Source organism: Nostoc sp. T09, assembly GCF_002154695.1.
In the GTDB taxonomy this organism is placed as follows: Bacteria; Cyanobacteriota; Cyanobacteriia; order Cyanobacteriales; family Nostocaceae; genus Aulosira.
The window spans coordinates 1-19,434 of sequence record NZ_MTAV01000105.1 but is presented as its reverse complement, the minus strand read 5'-3'; the positions used below and the strand labels follow the sequence as shown (position 1 = coordinate 19,434).

General features: G+C 41.7%; 12 protein-coding genes. 4 read left to right on the top strand and 8 right to left on the bottom strand.

The window, feature by feature from the left end:
• Positions 1-236 precede the first annotated feature (236 nt).
• The gene (locus BV372_RS20785) at positions 237-587 is read left to right on the top strand and encodes a hypothetical protein (RefSeq protein ID WP_086688394.1); all 351 of its coding nucleotides are present in this window, start codon (positions 237-239) and stop codon (positions 585-587) included.
• 90 nt (positions 588-677) lie between these two features.
• Here the strand turns inward: BV372_RS20785 and BV372_RS20780 are convergent, their stop codons facing one another.
• From BV372_RS20780 to gap, 3 genes are all read right to left on the bottom strand, one after another.
• Positions 678-1,685, bottom strand: a complete 1,008-nt coding sequence (locus BV372_RS20780; RefSeq protein ID WP_086688393.1) for a transaldolase — start codon at positions 1,683-1,685, stop codon at positions 678-680.
• A gap of 271 nt (positions 1,686-1,956) precedes the next feature.
• Positions 1,957-3,387: a pyruvate kinase gene (gene pyk / locus BV372_RS20775; protein WP_086688392.1), complete on the bottom strand. Its 1,431-nt coding sequence runs from the start codon at positions 3,385-3,387 to the stop codon at positions 1,957-1,959.
• Between the two features lie 238 nt (positions 3,388-3,625).
• Positions 3,626-4,669, bottom strand: coding sequence for a type I glyceraldehyde-3-phosphate dehydrogenase (gene gap / locus BV372_RS20770; RefSeq protein WP_086688391.1), 1,044 nt, complete (start codon positions 4,667-4,669; stop codon positions 3,626-3,628).
• A 361-nt stretch (positions 4,670-5,030) separates the two neighbouring features.
• On the opposite strand from gap, the gene BV372_RS20765 reads away from it, so the two are divergent.
• Positions 5,031-5,870 (top strand): Rpn family recombination-promoting nuclease/putative transposase, encoded by an 840-nt coding sequence (locus BV372_RS20765; RefSeq protein WP_086688390.1) that lies wholly within the window; start codon positions 5,031-5,033, stop codon positions 5,868-5,870.
• 56 nt (positions 5,871-5,926) lie between these two features.
• Here BV372_RS20765 and BV372_RS20760 read toward each other — a convergent pair whose 3' ends face one another.
• The 3 genes from BV372_RS20760 to BV372_RS20750 form a co-directional block, all read right to left on the bottom strand.
• On the bottom strand, positions 5,927-8,308 hold the full coding sequence (locus tag BV372_RS20760) for a phosphoketolase (RefSeq protein ID WP_086688389.1): 2,382 nt from the start codon (positions 8,306-8,308) through the stop codon (positions 5,927-5,929).
• Positions 8,309-9,053: 745 nt separating this feature from the next.
• Positions 9,054-9,686, bottom strand: a complete 633-nt coding sequence (gene rimM / locus BV372_RS20755) for a ribosome maturation factor RimM (protein WP_086688388.1) — start codon at positions 9,684-9,686, stop codon at positions 9,054-9,056.
• 121 nt (positions 9,687-9,807) lie between these two features.
• Positions 9,808-11,091: a valine--pyruvate transaminase gene (locus tag BV372_RS20750; RefSeq protein ID WP_086688387.1), complete on the bottom strand. Its 1,284-nt coding sequence runs from the start codon at positions 11,089-11,091 to the stop codon at positions 9,808-9,810.
• A 373-nt stretch (positions 11,092-11,464) separates the two neighbouring features.
• Here BV372_RS20750 and BV372_RS20745 point away from each other — a divergent pair, with 373 nt between their 5' ends.
• Both BV372_RS20745 and BV372_RS20740 read left to right on the top strand, forming a co-directional pair.
• The gene (locus BV372_RS20745; RefSeq protein ID WP_086688386.1) at positions 11,465-12,574 is read left to right on the top strand and encodes an S-(hydroxymethyl)glutathione dehydrogenase/class III alcohol dehydrogenase; all 1,110 of its coding nucleotides are present in this window, start codon (positions 11,465-11,467) and stop codon (positions 12,572-12,574) included.
• Positions 12,575-12,887: 313 nt separating this feature from the next.
• Entirely contained in the window at positions 12,888-13,550 is a 663-nt protein-coding gene (locus BV372_RS20740; RefSeq protein WP_086688385.1) for a Uma2 family endonuclease, read from the top strand.
• Positions 13,551-13,601: 51 nt separating this feature from the next.
• On the opposite strand, the gene BV372_RS20735 is transcribed toward BV372_RS20740, so the two are convergent.
• Together BV372_RS20735 and BV372_RS36530 are read right to left on the bottom strand one after the other, a co-directional pair.
• Positions 13,602-19,001 (bottom strand): ATP-binding sensor histidine kinase, encoded by a 5,400-nt coding sequence (locus BV372_RS20735; RefSeq protein ID WP_086688384.1) that lies wholly within the window; start codon positions 18,999-19,001, stop codon positions 13,602-13,604.
• A gap of 203 nt (positions 19,002-19,204) precedes the next feature.
• On the bottom strand, positions 19,205-19,434 hold a 230-nt coding region (locus tag BV372_RS36530; RefSeq protein ID WP_179198174.1), incomplete at its 5' end, for a hypothetical protein.

Below are 19,434 nucleotides of genomic sequence, written 5' to 3'. Positions count from 1 at the left end.
AAGCACTGCTGTGCCCTCGGAATGATTTATCTGTCGCAAACATTGTTTGAATCGGTATTATCCCAATTTGAAAAAAGAATGCGACAGATACACAGCCCTAAACCCTAAGTAATATTTACTAAGTAATTGCTAACTGTAATTACAACTTTACTAAGACTTTGCTGGATTTTCCTCATGTCAATTAAATATATTCCTGTATAAAACAGAACTATTAACCCTAATAACAGGAATGCATTATGGCACGTCGGAAAAGAAATTCCACTACTTTAGAACGAGCTGAACGGCGGATAGAAAGCTTGCAGTCGCTCAACACAAATCTGGATTTTGGCGCAGGAAATACTCTAGAAGCTTTCAACAACACAATTAACGAACTCAAGTCTAAGCTTGCTGCTTACAATATTGCCTTATCTTCCATCGACAAACTTACAGATGATGTCAATAACGCAGAAAAACGGGTGCAAGAAATGTCAGAAAAGATGTTGCTAGGAGTCGCTAGCCAATATGGTAAAACCAGCCAGGAATACGAAATGGCTGGTGGTTCGCGGCGCAAGAATGTCCGACGCTCAAAGAAAAATCCTAAAGTTTAAAAAAAGATATAAAAAACCCGATTATTGAAATAACCGGGTTTTTGAGTGCAATATTTAAAAACTGAAGTGCTAACTAAATGGCGAGAAATTCTAAGCTACAGGACTGGTTGCTTTAGTTTCTAGAGTAGCCAATCTGTTTGCTAGCAGTTTTTCCAGGTCTTCCAGCGCCTTGGTGAAACCTTGAATACCTTCTGCTAGTTTGTCAGATGCCATGCGGTCAGCAGCGTGCATTTTCTCAAAGGTGGCTTTGTCGATGGAAATTTTTTCAATTTCCATGCTTGCTGCCTTGGAGGGGTCAAGTTTGCGTGGTAGTTCGCCAATGGTGGCTTGCAATTCAGCTAACAGTGAAGGAGAAATGGTCAGCAAATCACTACCTGCCAATTCAGTGATTTCGCCAACGTTACGGAAACTAGCTCCCATAACTTCGGTTTTGTAGCCGAATTTCTTGTAGTAGTTGTAGATTGTGGTGACAGAAACTACACCTGGATCTTCCGCAGCAGGGTAGCTATCGCGTCCAGTTTCTTTTTTGTACCAGTCGAGAATTCGACCGACGAAGGGAGAGATTAGGGTAATGCCAGCTTCTGCACAGGCGATCGCTTGGTGCAATCCAAACAGCAGTGTTAAGTTACAATGAATACCTTCTTTCTCCAGGATTTCCGCAGCGCGAATACCTTCCCAAGAGGAGGCAATTTTAATTAGCACGCGATCGCGAGAAACTCCCGCAGCTTTGTATTGGGCAATTAATTCTCTAGCCTTAGCAACAGTGGCATCAGTATCGTAAGATAAACGAGCATCTACTTCTGTAGAAACGCGACCGGGAATGATTTGTAAAATCTTCAGTCCGAAAGCTACCGCCAAACGGTCAAAAGCTATAGTAGCAATCTGAGCTTGGCTTGCACCTGCACCTGCATCTTTCTTAGCTTGCAGTAAAGTTTGATCGACAATTTCCTGATATTCAGGCATCTGCGCTGCCGCAGTAATCAACGAAGGGTTAGTTGTAGCGTCTTGGGGTTTGAACTTTTCAATGGCTTGGATATCCCCTGTATCCGCAACCACAACAGTCATTGTGCGCAATTGTTCAAGTAGATTTTTAGACATAAAACTCCGTGATGGTTGTTTATTTAGGATTTACTGCGCTTCCCTGCGGGACGCTATGCGAACGCGTGTCGTTTGTCATTTGTCAATAGATTTCTTTGCTACTGACCATTCACCACTGACAAAATTAAGATTCTCCTTGTAGGCGGGAAATTTTACTTATTCCCCTGTTGTTTACACTCTTTGCTGCTGCTTCAATTCTGATTCTGGCAACTTTTCTTAATTTTGCCCAAGTTTGCTTAGTATCTTGAGCCTCGGACTTATTCTAGGTGCCTTATGCCAAAATCGGCTGTCCAATAGAATGCACTTTAATTAAACTCGTTGTACCTGATTTACCAATTGGAACGCCGGAGGTAATCACTACTTTATCGCCGTCCTTTACTAAACCCATGTCTACAACTCTGTTCACCACATTCATAAACATCTCTTCCGCATTGTGGGCTGGTGGAATTAGCAAGGGTACTACACCCCAAGAAAGTGCTAGCTGGCGGTAAACGGTTTCATCAGGAGTAAGGGCAATAATCGGTGTCGATGGACGGTATTTAGAAACCATTTGGGCTGTACTTCCTGAAGAAGTGTTACAAAGAATTGCTCGTGCGCCTGTTTCATAGGCAATCCGACATACTGCTTCTGCCACAGATTCCGTGACGCTTAAACTACCTGCCTCATGACACCAGGAATGGCTACTACCTTCTTGCAAAGACTGTTCTGTTCGCACGGCGATATTGTGCATGATCTCGACAGCGGCGATGGGATATTGACCCACAGCAGTTTCACCAGAAAGCATGACAGCATCCGTACCATCCCAGATGGAGTTAGCAACATCTGTTGCTTCCGCCCTGGTAGGGTCGGGGGCGCTAATCATCGATTCCAGCATTTGGGTGGCAGTAATCACCGGTTTGCCTGCCCGATTGCAACGGCGAATAATATCTTTTTGAATCAGGGGGACTTCGTGAATCGGCATTTCCACGCCTAAATCGCCACGGGCAATCATAATCCCATCGGCAGCCGCCAGAATGCTGTCAAATTGCTTGATTGCCTCTGGTCGTTCGATTTTGGCGATTACCCGAATCTTTGCTCCCGCCGCTTCAATCATCCTTTGGGCAGGTTCTAAGTCTTGGGGTGATTGCACAAAGGATACTGCCACCCAATCCACACCCAACTGAATGCCAAACCGCAAATCCAGCAAATCTTTTTCGGTGATGGAACTGACAGGTAAACGCGTTTCTGGCAGGTTAACCCCCTTGTGAGTGGAAATTAACCCGCCAATTTTGACATGGGCACGAATGCGATCGGCATCGCGATCGCTCACAACTAGCTTAACGCGACCGTCGTTAATCGAAATCGGTTCACCTGGTCGCACCATTGCAAACAAAGTCGGCAATGGCAAAGGTAGTTCGTCAACACTCTCACCCTTATCTTGTAAAACAAAAGTGACTTCGCTACCAGCTTCCACCATTAGCCCTTCTGGTGGTAAAGTCCCCAAGCGAATCTTCGGGCCACACAGGTCTTGCATAATTGCGATCGGCTTTCGCTGCTGGCTACTAATCTGCTTTAGATAGCGAGCAGTTTGGGCGTGGAATTCATAGGCTCCGTGAGAAAAATTCAGCCGTGCCATATTCATCCCAGCTTCTACCAACGCTTCCAGTCTTTCAGGAGCAGATGTAGCAGGTCCAACAGTACAAATAATTTTGGTTCGACGCATAGGGATTGGGGATTGAGGAATAGCCTGGTGGGGTGTTCTCCAAAACCTGCAACATGAACGCCTAACGCGTCCAAATTCACAAGTGCTTCATATCACTTTGCTGCTCAGTAAAATCACTTTTTTATCGAGTTTTACTATCAAGTTATGCGCCGTTTGACCAAAGTCAAGAGTCAAGAGTCAAAAGTCAAGAGTTTATAAGTTAATCACAAATGACAAATGACCATTGACTAATGACTAATTAAGCCAAAGCAACTGCTGGGGCAAGTTGTTCTTTTTGTGCCATTGACAACATCAGGTCAACTACACGATTAGAGTAACCCCACTCGTTGTCGTACCAAGCAACCACTTTGAAGAAGTTTGAGTTCAGTTCAATTCCTGCACCTGCGTCAAAGATACTGGAGTGTGTATCACCCTGAAAATCTGTAGAAACTACTTCTTCGTCAGTGTAGCCAAGTATTCCTTTGAGATCGCCTTCTGCGGCTGCTTTCATCGCCGCGCATATTTCTTTGTAAGTAGTAGCTTTAGCTGTCTTAAAGGTTAAATCAACCACAGAAACATCGGGAGTAGGAACTCTCAACGCCATACCCGTCAACTTACCCTTCAATTCTGGTAAAACCAGTGCCACAGCTTTGGCTGCACCTGTGGAAGAAGGAATGATATTCTGGGCTGCACCCCGACCACCTCGCCAGTCCTTCTTGCTGGGGCCGTCTACGGTTGGCTGGGTAGCAGTCATGGCGTGAACTGTAGTCATCAACCCTTCGGTCAAGCCGAAATTGTCGTTGATCACTTTAGCTACGGGAGCCAGACAGTTGGTAGTACAGCTGGCATTGGAAACAATAGTATGCTTGCTGGGATCAAATAGGTGATGGTTAACACCCATCAACAAAGTAGGAACTAGTTCTGGATCTTTGGTAGGAGCAGAAATTACTACACGCTTTGCACCCGCCTTGAGGTGATTTGTCGAGCCTTCTTGGCCAGTGAAAAGTCCTGTAGATTCCACTACATAATCTACACCCCATTGACCCCAAGGCAACTCTGCCGGATTCCGAATCGACACGCAAGGGATAAAATGCCCATCAATTACGAAGCCATCTTCCCTAGTTTCCACTTTACCTTTAAACTTACCGTGGGTAGAGTCGTATTTGAACAGATAAGCGAGGTTATCTGGTGGTACTAGGTCGTTAATCCCCACAAACTCGATGTTGGGATTATTAATGCCAGCGCGAAGCACAAGCCGCCCGATACGACCAAATCCATTAATACCAACTTTCAACTTCGTCACAATAAACCTCCTGTTGTTATAACCCGAACTCAGGGCTATTCCCCTATCTTCAACGCTGCATTCAGCTTGGATAGTTTTGGTCTGACTTAGCTGATCCTTACAGTCAACAGACGCTTAGAGCCTATTTTCTTGGCATATTTTAAGGTTTTGGCAATGGACATTGAGCATGGGGCATTGTCCACTATATTCGGGTTTTGGTGGGCTACATAATATTTAGTAACATCACGCTTGTCATAACAAACGCTATGATTTTTGTTACATTCAGTTACATTTAATAGAGCGATTTTCAACCAAAAATTCAAATTGGTGTGATTGATTGTTGGCAAAAAAGCGATCGCTCATCGGCTGATAAAATTGCTTCATGTTCGACAATATCTGCAAATTCATCGCTGAAACATTTTCTACCGATTTTGCTACTTGGCTGCTAGGAGAACCGATTGCCTTCACAGAGTTAAGTCCGAAAGAATTGTCTTTGGAACCTATCCGTGCTGATGCATTAATTCTACTGCAATCAGATGAAGTGGTGTTACACCTGGAATTCCAAACTCAACCAGATGCGAATATTCCCTTTCGCATGGCAGATTATCGCCTGCGTGTATATCGACGTTTTCCTCAGAAACGAATGCGTCAAGTAGTGATTTATTTAACTGAAACTACATCCGAACTCGTTTATCAAACTAGTTTTAGACTAGAAAACTTGCGGCATGACTTTACGGTGATTCGTTTGTGGGAGCAACCAAAGGAGATCTTTTTGGGAACTCCCGGATTACTGCCATTCGCAGTTTTGAGTAGTACAGCGAACAAAACAGACACATTGCAAGAAGTAGCTGCTCAAATCGACAAAGTTACCGACCCCAGGATGCAAAGTAATCTCATGGCATCAACAGCAATTTTAGCTGGGCTAGTATTAGAAGAAAGGGTGATTCAACGTTTACTAAGGAGGGAGATGATGCGCGAGTCAGTGATTTATCAATCAATTAAAAATGAAGCTTTAGAAGAAGGTCGAGCCGAAGGTCGAGCCGAAGGTCGAGAAGAAGGTCGAGAAGAAGGTCGAGAAGAGGGTATTCAAGAAAAAGCACGACAAATTGCCATCAACTTACTAGCAGAGGGAATGTCAATTGAAGTAGTGGCGAAAGTAACGGGTTTAACGCTGGAACAAGTGGAACAGTTACAACTTACGGAAGGCGATCGCCAAAATTAAGGGGATGCAGCGAAAATGTTTTGCTATACCTCACCGCATCCCCTAGCGTATCTTCTTTAGTAAGGCCACTTCCAGTCGCGGATTTCTGGCATATCTTCGCCGTGTTGCTCAATGTATTGCTTGTGTTCGATCAACTTATCTTGCAACATTTGCTTGACATAAGCTGCTTTAGCTCCTAGTTTTGGCACGCGATCGATCACGTCCATAACGAGGTGGAAGCGATCGAGATCGTTGAGGACGACCATATCAAAGGGAGTGGTGGTAGTTCCTTCTTCCTTGAATCCGCGCACATGCAAGTTTTGATGGTTAGTGTGGCGATAGGTTAAGCGATGGATTAACCAAGGATAGCCATGAAAAGCAAAGATGATGGGTTTGTCGCTGGTGAAAATGGTGTCAAAGTCTTTGTTGCTTAAACCGTGAGGATGCTCGCTTTTTGGTTGTAGCGTCATTAAATCGACTACGTTAACTACCCGCACTTTTAATTCTGGGAAGTGCTGGCGCAGGATGTCCACAGCTGCCAAGGTTTCTAAGGTGGGTATATCCCCAGCGCAAGCCATCACTACATCTGGTTCACTACCTTTATCGTTGCTTGCCCATTCCCAAATGCCAAGACCTTTAGTACAGTGCTTGATTGCAGCGTCCATGTCTAGGTACTGCAACGCTGGCTGCTTCCCAGCAACAATGACGTTGACATAATGGCGACTTCTGAGGCAATGGTCAGTTACTGACAGTAAAGTATTGGCATCAGGCGGCAAATAAATGCGAACAATTTCTGATTTTTTATTGGCTACAAGGTCAATAAAACCAGGATCTTGGTGAGAGAAACCGTTGTGGTCTTGCCGCCAAACGTGGGAGGTAAGCAGGTAATTAAGGGACGCAATTGGTCGACGCCAGGGAATGTCAAGGGTACTTTTCAGCCATTTAGCGTGTTGGTTAAACATGGAGTCTACTATGTGGATGAATGCCTCATAGCAGGAAAAGAATCCATGACGACCTGTAAGCAGGTAACCTTCCAACCAACCTTGGCAGCTAGTTTCGCTGAGAATTTCCATCACCCGTCCATTGGGGGATAGGTGTTCGTCTTCTGGGAGGATTTGAGAAGTCCAAGTCCTGTCTGTGACTTCAAACACAGCATCCAGACGATTCGATTGGGTTTCGTCGGGTCCGAAAATGCGGAAGTTGCGGCTGTCTAAGTTAAGCCGCATGATATCCCGCAGGAATTTCGCCGTTACCTTGGTAGCTTCGGCTTCGACTTTACCTGGTTGGGGAACATCTACTGCATAGTTTTGGAACTCAGGCATCTTTAGGTCACGCAGTAGGATACCGCCATTTGTATGAGGATTATCACCCATGCGCCGATGCCCTTTAGGAGCTAGTTCTGCTAACTCTGAAATCAGCTTGCCGTTGGCGTCAAACAATTCTTCTGCTTTGTAACTTCTTAACCAATCTTCCAACAATTTTAGGTGTTCTGGCTTTTTAGCGATTTCCCCAAAGGGAACTTGATGCGATCGCCAAAAACCCTCAGTCTTTTTCCCATCGACATCTTTGGGGCCTGTCCAACCTTTCGGGGTTCTGAGAACGATCATCGGCCACTGTGGACGTTCGGTAAAACCATGTATCCTCGCTTCCCTCTGGATACTTTGAATTTCTGTAACTACTGTATCTAAAGTTGCTGCCATCTGCTGATGGACATCTGCGGGATCAGTGCCTTCCACAAAGTAAGGTTTGTAACCATAGCCGATAAACAAGCTCTCTAACTCTTTATGACTCAAGCGTGATAGTACAGTTGGGTTGGCAATTTTATACCCGTTAAGGTGCAGAATTGGCAGTACGGCTCCATCATGCACAGGATTGATAAACTTGTTGGAGTGCCAGCTAGTTGCTAAAGCTCCAGTTTCAGCTTCACCATCACCCACAACAGCGGCAACAATTAAGTCAGGATTGTCGAAAGCAGCACCATAGGCGTGGACGAGTGCATAACCTAGTTCACCACCTTCATGAATAGAACCAGGAGTTTCTGGGGCCGCATGGCTAGGAATCCCACCAGGAAAGGAAAATTGCTTGAAGAGTTGCTTCATACCCACAACATCTTGGGAGATGTTGGGGTAGTATTTGCTGTAAGTACCTTCTAAGTAGGTATTGGCGACAAGTCCAGGGCCGCCATGACCAGGGCCTGCAATGTAAATTGTGTTGAGGTCATACTTTTTGATGACCCGATTTAAATGCACGTAAATAAAGTTCAGTCCTGGTGTTGTTCCCCAGTGACCTAAAAGCCTGGGTTTAACATGTTCTAGCTTCAGCGGTTCTTTTAGCAGTGGATTGTCGAGGAGATATATTTGCCCTACAGAAAGATAGTTAGCTGCACGCCAGTAGGCGTTTATTTTCTGCAATTCTTCATCTGATAAAGGCTTTGATTGAGTCGGAGTTGCTACAGTCATATCAAAACTCCATTACAACAATAGATTTTGACTAATTCATCAGTATGCAAGTTTAGTTGTCTATGGTGTGAGCGTCATCATACCCACGACAAAACTTTCCAGTATTCACCTGGAAAATTTGACAGTCTGAGCTGTTCAATAGATTCAGTTATTTACTCAAATCTAAAATTCATCTGAAACAATACAGATGATGACCTCACTGAAAGGCTAGCAGATACAATATTAGACTAGTTAATTTTTAAGATTATTTTTAAGAATAAAACTAATATTTATGGGATTGATGATTTAATCATCATTGTTTTAGTAGTTACTGAAAAGACGTAATGCTATAGCTGTGAACCTATTTCTTTTGACAGAGGTTGATTACAGAAAATGGTGTAATCTAAATTTGAATTTAGTATAAATCAATTGAAAGCAGCGATCGCAATATTGATGTTATTGGATGCAAAGGTAAATAGATGAGGCTACAATAGCCAACAATCAGATGCACTAGCCACAGTGAAGCTACAGATCTTTAGAAGCATGAGTATTAGCAAACTGGATAAATGCGCCTATTTTTGCTTAAATAAGTTTATAAAAACAGGTTTATCAGTTGTGAAGTTAAAATCCGAGTCAGAAACTTAGTTTACGAGTCGCAAAGTTAAAATACGACTCAGAAACTTAATTTACGAGTCGCAAAAGTTTATTGCAGGAGCGATCGCACTGTAACAATAGCCAGTATCCGGAAGCGCGATCGCTTTGCCTTTTACTCATTAATTTCTAATAGCCCCGGTGGGGGTGTAATTTCAATCCGACGCGCTTGTATGTCTACTACAGGTGCGATCGCTTCCACAAATGGAATTAAAACTTTCTTGTGTTTTTTGTCAGGCGCAAAATCAGGATGCAATTCCACTTCTAATAAATCATGACCAGTGGGAATTATATCTACCACTGTACCCACAAGTTCACCCGATGCTTGCAAAAAGACTTCCAAGCCAAGCAAATCGGGGACATAATATTCATCTTCTGCCAATTGAGGGCGATCGCTTATTGGCACCAATAACTTAGAATCACGCAAATCCTCTGCTTGGTTGCGATTTTCCACCCCAGCTAATTTGATGACATACAAATTTTTGTTTTCAATGTAGCGCCCTTCCAGTAATTCTATAGGTTGCGGTTCTGTCTCACCCGGACGCAACAACCAGCGTGTTCCCGCTACCTCAAATCGTTCGGGGAAGTCGGTATTCGGATAAACCCGCAACTCCCCAGACAGCCCTTGAGCTGCAACAATCTTACCAATATCTAGCCAATCATCCAATTTTGGATTTTGAACTTGAGATTTTGGATTGGTAAGTTTTTTCCTTTCTTTCTTCGCGTTCTTCGTGTCTTCGCGGTTCATTCCCACTATTTAATTACAGCGTTCTTTGTTGGGGATGCAGTAAGCTTTTACCCCACTCCTAACCCCTCCCCGCAAGCGAGGAGGGGAAGTTTTATGACGGTCTACCACTTCTTCTAAGATACTAAGCACTCACAGTTGCACGCTCATAGACTTGTTCAACTACCTTAGCCAAACGTCGCATACCAGTTACCAGTTCCTCGTCGCTACCGGTAAGGCTGATACGTAAGCATTGCTGCTTGTGCGGCCAATCTTCTTTTAAACCAGGGAAGAAGGTACTACCAGGTACAACAATTACACCCACTTGCTTCAATTGTTGGTAGAATTCCCAATCTGTAATTGGTAGATCTTCTAACCACAACCAAGCAAAGATAGCTCCTTCACCGCGATGTAGGAACCAAGGTAAATCCTTGGGCATGGCGGCATCTAATGTATTTTCTAATACGCTGAACTTGTTTTGGTAGAATGGGCGGATGACTTGTTCGGCAATTTCAGCCAACGCTCCAGAGTTAATAGCACGAGCTGCGATCGCTTGTCCATAACGCGAAGAATGCAGGCTAGCGTTGGTTTGAAAGCACTCTAGAACTTGAATAATTTTTTCATTCCCAATCGCAATCCCAATCCTTTCCCCTGGTAGCCCAGCTTTGGATAAGCTAGTGCAATGAACGATATTTTCTTCAAATATCAACGACATATCCGTAAAATTCAGCGCTGGGTAGGGAGGGGCGTAAGCTGAATCAATTAATACTGGCACATCGTAAGGTGCAGCCAAAGCAGCAATTTTTCTTACCTCTTCATCGGTGAGAACGTTACCTGTAGGGTTACAAGGACGAGAGACAATAACGCAACCCGTGCTTTCTGAAATGGAAAGTTGGCTGAAGTCAGGACGGTATTTAAACCTGTGAGCAGGTGCATCAATATCTAGAGCTGGTTTATAAGCGATTAATGCTTCTGGAACTAAGCAGATCCCACCATAACCGGTGTAGTCGGGACTTAAAGGTAAGACGATTTGCTTAAGTTCACCAGTGCGAGTGTAACCACCAAAAGCATTAGCAGCGTAGAAATAGAGAGTCTGGCTACCAGGAGTAACTAAAATATTGCGAGGAGTTAAATTTAACCCATAGCGGCGATTAAAATCATTAGCGATCGCTTCAATAAATGGTGCATAACCTTGACTAGAACCGTAACGGCAAACAACCTCACCATATTCGGAGCTAGCTAGTAAATCTGCTGTACAATCACGCCACAATCGTTCTACTGCGGGCAAAATCAACGGATTACCTGCGCTCAAATTAATCAATTCCTGCCCCGCGCCAGATTGTAACGTTTCGACAATATCTTTCATAATTGCTCGAACGCCGGTCAGGTTGGACATTTGAGCGCCAATTTTAGTAAGGGCAGGATTCATAGGCTGTGACGAAAATAAATTTATTACAGTATTGACAAATTCTTATCGGGGGGATGCTGTTAGCACAAAGTTGACGTCGTTGCTCAAACAGTTATTTCCACCTTTTATTAATCTAACTAGAGAATGACATTTTAACAAAGTCAAAATATTTTTATAAAGTTTCTTGTGTGCAAAAGCTAAGATGAATTGATTCCAAAGTTGATCGCGCAACTTCTACCAATCAATACGTGCTCGTTAGGAGGGAATTGATTGTCTATTTTTCTGTCACAGGTATGAAAAAGATTGCAGAAAAGTTACAAAAAATTTCTTCGCCCACTCCCCGATATAAACTCAAATAGCTATTTGAGAAAACTCTAGACAGGAGGGCTGACGCGTGGAAGTTAAAGCCGCAGTAGCTTACGGCGCAGGTAAGCCGTTAACTATAGAAACCGTTCAATTATCAGGACCACAAGCTGGGGAAGTGTTAGTTGAGATCAAAGCCAGTGGTGTTTGCCATACCGATGCTTTCACTCTTTCTGGTGACGATCCTGAAGGTTTGTTTCCCGCCATCTTAGGACATGAAGGCGCTGGTGTAGTGGTGGAGGTAGGTGCTGGTGTTACCAGTCTAAAGCCAGGCGATCGCGTCATTCCCCTTTACACTCCAGAATGTCGCCAGTGTGAATATTGTCTCAGCCTCAAAACTAATCTCTGCCAAGCAATTCGCCCTACCCAAGGACGCGGTGTGATGCCAGATGGCACAAGTCGCTTTAGCATTGATGGGCAGATGATTCATCATTATATGGGCACATCCACCTTTGCCAACTATACAGTGTTGCCCGAAATCGCCGTCGCCAAGATTCGGGAAGATGCCCCATTTGATAAGGTTTGTTACATTGGCTGCGGGGTGACAACAGGTATTGGCGCAGTTGTTTATACAGCCAAGGTGGAACCAGGCGCAAAGGTAATAGTTTTTGGCTTAGGTGGTATTGGCTTAAATGTTATTCAAGGAGCGCGGCTGGTAGGGGCTGATATGATTGTCGGGGTAGATATTAATCCCAGCAAACGCGCCTTAGCAGAAAAATTTGGCATGACGCACTTTGTTAACCCCAAGGAAGTAGAAGGTGATTTAGTACCCTACTTAGTTGACTTAACCAAAGGCGGTGCTGATTACAGCTTTGAATGTATTGGCAATGTTAAAGTGATGCGCCAAGCCTTAGAATGCTGCCACAAAGGTTGGGGCGTGAGTGTGATTATTGGTGTTGCGGGTGCGGGACAAGAAATTAGTACTCGCCCGTTTCAATTAGTAACTGGACGTGTTTGGAAAGGTTCGGCATTTGGTGGCGCTAGGGGACGTACAGATGTGCCGAAAATTGTTGATTGGTATATGGATGGGAAGATAAATATTGATGATTTGATTACCCATGTCATGCCGATTGAACAGATTAATGATGCCTTTGAATTGATGCACAAAGGAGAATCAATTCGCAGCGTTGTGACGTTTTAATTGTTAGATTCTATTTAAGGTGGGCATAGCTCACAAAAACAGTGCTGAGTACCGAGTAACGAGTAACGAGATCCGTAGTGGCGTGGCAAGCCTAAAGTTGTGCATTAGATTTATTTATTGGAAGGCGCTAAAGCGCAACTACAAACATTTTTTATTGCAACATTTTAGCCTTGCCACGCCAGTAGGGTGTGTTATGCCGTAGGCTAACGCACCTTGGATTGTTTGCGGTGCGTTGCGCTGCGCAACAAAATAATAGATTATGTTCAATTTTCATAATTATGAATTACGAATTCAACAAACTTAGGAGAGTTAAATGGTTACTACCAGTGAAGCGATAAACAGCACTCCTACAGAAAAACCACTTGCAGAAAAGCGTGTCACACTTCATAACATCAGTTGGGGTGCTTATGAGCAAATTCTTGATGCTTTGGGCGATAATCGAGCAGCCCGACTCACATATTACAACGGTATGTTGGAGATTATGACTCCTTTAGAAGAACATGAAACTAGTAGTGAAAATATTGGGATGTTGATTCACCTTTTGACAGAGGAACTTAATCTCAATATTAAAAGTATGGCTTCTACGACTCTAAAAATACCAAAGTCAAAAATTGGTGCAGAACCTGATAAATGTTACTATATTCAAAATGAGCCTGCTGTGAGAGGTAAAACAGTAGACTTAGCGGTAGATCCTCCTCCTGACTTAATTTTAGAAGTAGATATAACTCATACAGATATTAATAAAAAACAAATGTACCAAGAAATGAAAGTACCAGAATTTTGGCGCTATAACGGTACAAGATTAATTATTTATCTGTTGCATCAAGGTGAATATCAAGAATCAGCAACTAGCGCGACATTTCCGATATTAACTAAATCAATGGTTTACGAGTTTTTATCACAGTGCAAAACTCAAGGAGAAACCCAAACTAAACGCGCTTTCCGTAGGATGTTGCAAGCACAAATCCAGCAGTAGTTTACCTGTTGGCGATCGCCCTTTGGGATTATTCTGAATTCTGAATTCTTCTCACACCGGAATCTCAATGATAAATTTTGTACCTTCACCAAGAACAGAACTACAACTCAACTTACCATTGTGAGTTTCTTCAACGATTTGACGCGCGATCGCTAATCCTAACCCTGTTCCTCTACCGACAGCTTTAGTCGTAAATAAATAGTCGAAAATCTTTTGTTTTATTTCCTCACTCATGCCCTTAGCATTATCAGTAATGGTAATTTTCACACCTTGAGCTTCTACTGAAGTTGTAATTATAATCCGGTTGGGATTTGCTTGAATTTCTGCAAGACTCCGTCCAGTATTTGACTCATCCAAAGCATCAATTGCATTTGCCAAAATATTCATAAATACCTGATTTATTTGCCCAGGAAAACATTCAACCTGAGGTAAATTGCCGTAGTTGGTGACAACTTCAATAGCTGGGCGTTGTGCATTGGCTTTGAGACGATGTTTCAGGATTAAAATTGTGCTATCAATGCCTTCATGAATGTTAAATGGTACTTTGTAATCCCTATCAGCACGAGAAAAAGTGCGAAGACTAGTGCTGATTTTTTTCAATCTATCACACGCTATTACCATTGCATCAGTCATCTTGGGTAAGTCTTCTAAGATATAATCTAAGTCGATTGACTCAGCATGGTCTTTGATTTCATCACTTTTGTTGGGGAAGCTTTCCTGATACAAATTCAAGTGTTCAACAATATCAGCAATGGTAGGTTTAGCTTGTTTGAGACTAGCAGCAATAAAACCGAGAGGATTGTTCATTTCATGGGCTACGCCTGCAACTAAGTTACCCAGTGCTGACATTTTCTCACTTTGCACGATTTGTAGTTGGGCTTGTTGTAAATCTTGTAATGCTTGTTGAGCTTGTTGATAAAGTCGAGCATTTTCTAGAGAGATTGCTGCTTGAGAAGACAGAAAGTTAATGACGTTGAGGCGATCGCTAGTAAATACCCCACTCGTCAGTTGATTTTCTAGGTAGAGAATCCCCACCAAATACCCTTGATTAATAATAGGTGTACATAATACACTCTGGGGTTGTGTGCGGTGCATATATTCCCCAAGTCCCCCAGGAATATCTGTTTGCTGGTTATTTATAACAACTGTTTGCTGGTTATTTTTGACGTAATAGATAATTTTTATGGGAACATGTAGACAATTTTCTAATAATTGTGGGCTGAGGTTAGTTTGTATTTGATCACGATCAATAAAAGTAATTGCTCGTACTTGCCAAGTATTTTCTTGGGGAAGAATCAGTACAGCTTTTTCCGCGCCAGAGTTTTGGAGGATAATGCGAGTGAGACTGGCAATGAGTGTATCTAATTCCAGAGAACTGGATATAGCTTGAGCAGCTTTGAGAACAGAGGTAAAATCTAGAACGTCGGAAATACTGCTACCAGTGCTAGAAGTGCGAGTGGATGAGGAAGTCTTACGAAAGGAAAGAGTTTCTAGGGGGTTGAAGTTGATTCGTTGCTGTTGCAGGATGAGTTGGAGTAATTGGGGATAGCTTTTTTCTAGGTGATTAACTTTTGCTTTTGCTCCCCAGCGAGCATAGCAGTAGTAAGCTTCTTGCATATATGCTTGAGCTAACTTTTCTCTGCCCCAGTTGAGGTAGAATTTAGCTGCCAGTTCATTGCTGAGTGCTTCTTCTTGGATGTAACCGTTAGCTTTAGCTAGAGAAATGGCGCGATCGTACAGGTCAGCAGCTTCTCGATATTGCCCAAGTATTTGTGCCTTTTCTGCTTCAACCAGATCGTAGCGATGCTGATTATTCATAGGAGCATGGTATGCCCAGAATCGCATTTTTTCCTGATTGGCTTCAATTTGCTCTAAATACTTTTGTTGTTCACTAATTTCAGCTTGTAAATAGTTGGCACTGAAAGCCAGAGAATGATAGAAGTTGAGGATGACAACCTGCATGAAACCAAATGCAGATCCTGCCTGTTGATGAGCTAAATCTATTAATTTTAAAGCTTGAGAATAATCCCCTAGTTGATAAATTAAAATTGTTTTAGCTACATAAAAAATAAATAGGACTGTACCACTTTTAGCCGCGATTAAACAAGGTAGTTTTTCAGCTTCATCAAAGCTATTTCCAATCAATAAATATTTGTCTTCAGCTAAACCTAATAAATTCAAACCTAATTGCCGCCATATTTGGGAGAAATGAATAGGTATTTCTTGTTTGATTTTTACGCAAATGTCTACATATACTGCTTGTTGCTGAACAGCAGATTCTAAGTTATCTGTACAGAAAAATAGGTAACTACAGAGATTAGCAGCAGAATAACCTCCCCACTCAATATCTCCTGTCTCTAAACCACTTTGCACTGCTTCTTGTAATGGAATAATACTATTTTTACTGTGTTCTTTCCATGTTCTAATATTAGAATTAAATAGATTATAAACTTTTGCTTTCAAATCTTTAGCATCAAATTCATTCAAAAGCTTTAAAGCAATATTACCAGCATGATATCCTTCATCTAATTTGCCAATTCCAGACATTAACAATCCATAAAAGCCATAGGCAAATGCAGACAATGCAGAATTACCATGTTCAATACAGAGATTGACCATTGTAATGATTACCTGGGGAAAAATTTCTGGTTTAGCCATAAAAACTGGAGCGCAGAGAATTTTGATAATCTGCATGGCTGATAGTTTATATGGATCGGTCATCACTAAAAGTTTTGTCAGATCGTCTAGGTTGGGTAGATTAACTACTAAGCTCTCATTCCTTGCCAAATCTACCAGATAAATATCTAATCTTTCTAAAATTTGCAGCCCTATTTCAATAGCTTTGACCATTTCTAATTGAGCTATATAAATCTGCATCTGTGCTTCATATAATTTAACTCTATCGAGTAGAGTTTTAGTGTTTTGCAAAGCAATTTCATTGAGATGTATCGAACGCTCAAAGTTAATATTTAAATATTCTGCCTCTACAGTTTCAATATAAATTTTGAGGGTTAAGTCATATTGAGACTGCCAACTATCAGCTGCTAGCAAATCTAACCCAACATTCAGATATCTAATAGCTGTTTCATAAGCTGTGGATAACTTTGCTTTCTGACCTGCTATGAGATTGAGTTGAGCTAGTTCATTTCTTTTTAACTGATTGGTGAGTAAATCTACTCCAAAATTGAGTTGATTAACAATTTCAAATATCTTCTCCTCTTGTTCTTTTAAGGAAGTATTTTTTAACAAAAGTTGCCCAATTTTTAAGTGAGTTGTTTTTTTCTGATCTTCGGCAATTAACGAGTAAGCAGCTTGTTGAACTCGGTCGTGGAGAAATTTGTAAGTTGGACACAAGGAAAATTGCTCAGTTTTTAGTGTCCAGTCACTTGTACCCAGTGCCTCTGCGTCTTGAAAAAATTTATATATTTCAGTTTGGGGTAAAATCAAGCCTTCCTGCAAAGCTTTCCATAAAAAAGTTGCCGTTTCTATTTCTGATTCTTCTAAAACAATTGCCAATGTTGCCAAATCAAATTGATTACCAATACAAGCAGCTAACTGTAATACCTCTTGAGTAGATTGAGGCAGTCTTTGTAATTGAAAAGCCATAAAGGCAACAACATCATCTGTAACTGCTTGTTGATTTACTTGTGCAATATCACATTGCCAACCCCCCGTAGCCCCTCCTTGATAAGGGGTAAATTGAATCAATCCGTCTTGATATAATGCTTTAAGAAATTGTGTGGCGAAAAATGGATTACCTTGAGTTTTTTGATACACTAATTGCGAAAGCGGTAATGCTAAATCTTCTATACATTTAAGTGTGTCAGCTACTAAGTAATTAACTTGGCTTTGACTGAGTGGTGCTAAAGTAATTGTGTGAATTGTTGCTTGCGTTTTTTCAATTTCACTCAAAGTCAACATGAAAGGATGTACTGAGTTGACTTCGTTATCACGGTATGCACCAATTAATAAGAAATAACCTGTATCAGCCATTAGTAGCTGCATTAACTTCAGCGATGCTGAATCTGCCCATTGCAAATCATCTAAAAATATTACTAATGGATGTTCCTCACTGGTAAAGACCTGTGTAAATTTTTGAAACAATAAATTAAATCTATTTTGTGATGCCGTTCCTGATAATTCTGGCGCTAGAGGTTGTTCACCAATAATTTTTCCTAATTCGGGGATGACTTCAATAATTACCTGTCCATTTTCACCAACAGCTTCTAATATCTTAGTTTTCCATTGCTGGAGTTGCGCATCACTTTCTGTTAATAGCTGTGCCATTAAATCCCGAAAAGCTTGTACAAATGCTGAAAAAGGAATATTTCGATTAAACTGGTCAAATTTACCTTTAATAAAATAACCATGCTGTCTAACAATAGGTTTATGAACTTCGTTGACAACCGCAGTTTTTCCAATACCAGAAAAGCCAGCTACCAGCATCATTTCAGTTGCACCTAAGCTGACTCTGTCAAATGCTTGAATGAGGATTTCTACTTCTGTGTCTCGTCCATAAAGTTTATCAGGGATAATAAAGCGATCGCACACATCCCGTTGACCAATGGAGAAGTCTGCAATTTTACCAGTTGTCTGTAGCTGTTTTAAGCAATTTTCTAAATCAAATTTTAATCCTAATGCATTCTGATAGCGGTCTTCCGCATTTTTCGCCATCAATTTCATGACAATATCTGATAAAACTTCCGGAATTTCTTCCCTGTTCCCTGTTCCCTGTTCCCTGTTCCCTAATGCCGTTGGCATTTTAGCAATATGACAATGTACAATCTCCATCGGGTCATTTGTTTGAAACGGTAACTCTCCTGTGAGTAACTCATAAAAAGTCACACCCAAAGAATAAAAATCAGTGCGGTAATCAATCCCCCGATTCATTCTCCCTGTTTGTTCTGGAGACAAATAAGCGAGTGTTCCTTCCAGAACATTGGGACTTATTAGAGTTTGCGTTTCTCGTGGTAATAGTGAAGCAATACTAAAATCAATTAATCTAATTTCCTGAGTTTGAGGATTAATTAAAATATTGGCGGGTTTAATATCTTTATGAATGATGCGATGATCATAGAGAAGATTTAAGCTATTGCACAGAGCGATCGCAATATCGAAAAATTCTATTAAAGTTAGTGCAGTCCCCCTTGTCTCTAGCCATTGGTTGAGGGAAATACCCCCAAAGTCTTCCATCACTAACGCATAGCCATTCTGATAGGGTTCCAGGCTGTAGGTTTGAATGATTAGCGGCGAGTTGAGATTTTTGGCGATCGTGTACTGGTTACGAAACTGCACCAATTCGCTGAAACTGGGATAAGGATTTTTCAACAGCTTGATCGCTACAGGCTGTTGGTCAGTCTCTCGATATCCACGATAAACCAAGGTGCGAGAACCGTTGTATACTTCTTCGCTGATGTGATAACCGGGAATACTGGCTTGATTACTAGGCATATTGCTGAATTACTAAATTCGTGAGACTGTAAGATTTAGTATTCCCAGATGCGTAAAATTATTTCTAATGTAAGGCAATAATATTTACATCACAAATCAGGATAATTTACGCATAAATATGAGAAATCAAATATTTTAGAGCAATATCAGAGATTAAAATCAAAATCATCATAAGTAATATATTATACCTAAATTTTAGGTAATTATGTATTCTCACCAAGAAGAGAGTGACAGCTTATGCGCCCATCATGAGTTTCTTCAGCAATTTGACGAGCGATCGCAAGTCTTAATCCTGTGCCTTTACCAATTTGACAAAAATCAGCATTAAAGACCCCACTACAAAACCTGACAACCATTAAAAGTGTCCGAAATAGCAATTGTAGTGCCCGAAATGGCAATTGTAGTGCCCGAAATGGCAATTGTAGTGCCCGAA